Annotated in this window: 1 protein-coding gene and 1 pseudogene; both read left to right on the top strand. The window is 62.6% G+C overall.

Translation table 11 applies throughout. From position 1 onward, the window contains the following. Window positions 1-270 (top strand): annotated as a pseudogene (locus tag ABT116_RS47575) (2-keto-myo-inositol dehydratase); the annotation flags it as partial. 26 nt (window positions 271-296) lie between these two features. Next, the coding region (locus ABT116_RS47570) for a Gfo/Idh/MocA family protein (protein ID WP_351647652.1) at window positions 297-1259 on the top strand (963 nt) is incomplete at its 3' end.

Here is a 1259-nt window from a genome sequence, read left to right as displayed (position 1 = left end):
AAGCAGGTGGATCCGGCGATTGTCGCCAAGGTTGAGGCGGAGGACCTGCCGTTCGGTGAGGCCGTCAAACTCGGTGCCATGATCGAACCGCCGCGCGGAATCCCCGACATGCCGCCGCTTCTGGAGGCCATCGAGAAGCTCGGCATCGACGTGTTCGCGATCGTCGAGCAGGACATGTATCCCTGCCATCCCGACACACCGCTGCCCATCGCACAGCGCACTCAGAAGTACCTGTCCACCTGTGGCGTCCCCGCCGTCCGTTTCAGCTGAGCAACACAATCGAGGAGTACCACCGCATGTCTGACAACCAGGATCTTCGGATCGCAGTGCTCGGCGTCGGCATCATGGGGGCCGATCACGTCGACCGCATCACCAACAAGATCGGAGGTGCCCGAGTCACCGTCGTCAACGACTACTCGCTGGCACGCGCCGAGGAAATCGCAGCCCTGACGCCGGGGTCACGCGTCGTCGTCGATCCGTTCGATGCCATCGCAGCCGAGGACGTCGACGCCGTTGTTCTCGCAACCCCGGGCCCGACCCATGAGAAGCAGGTTCTTGCCTGTCTCGAAGCAGGCAAGCCGGTGCTCTGCGAGAAGCCGCTGACCACCGACGCGGACAGTTCGCTGGCGATCGTCAAAGCCGAAGCAGCGCTGGGAAAGAAACTGATCCAGGTCGGTTTCATGCGCCGATTCGATCACGAATACACCCAGCTCAAGGATTTGATCGACAGCGGCGATCTCGGTCGCCCTCTCGTTGTGCACTGCGCGCACCGCAATCCTGCAGTTCCGAACGGCTTCGACAGCGCGATGATCGTCAAGGACTCACTCGTCCACGAGGTCGACGTGACGCGATTCCTGCTCGACGAAGAGATCACCTCGGTGCAGATAATTCGGCCGTCTGCGAATTCGCTTGCTCCCGAGGGCATTCAAGACCCACAGATCGCGATATTCGAGACCGAGTCCGGTAGACACGTCGACGCCGAGGTGTTTGTCACCACCGGAGTTGCCTACGAGGTGCGCACCGAAGTTGTCGGCGAACTCGGAAGCGCGATGATCGGACTCGACGTGGGACTGATCCGAAAGACCAAGCCCGGCAACTGGGGTGGGCAGATCACCCCAGGATTCCGCGAACGCTTCGGGCAGGCCTACGACACCGAGTTCGCCCGGTGGATCAAGGCAGTGAAGACGGGCGCCGGCACCGGCAACTACATCGACGGACCTGGCGCCTGGGACGGGTACGCCGCAGCCGCTGTCTGCGCC

The organism is Streptomyces sp. NPDC002130, assembly GCF_040296465.1.
GTDB lineage: Bacteria > Actinomycetota > Actinomycetes > Streptomycetales > Streptomycetaceae > Streptomyces.
The sequence above is the reverse complement of the archived record's forward strand: the minus strand, read 5'-3'. Positions and strand labels throughout refer to the sequence as shown.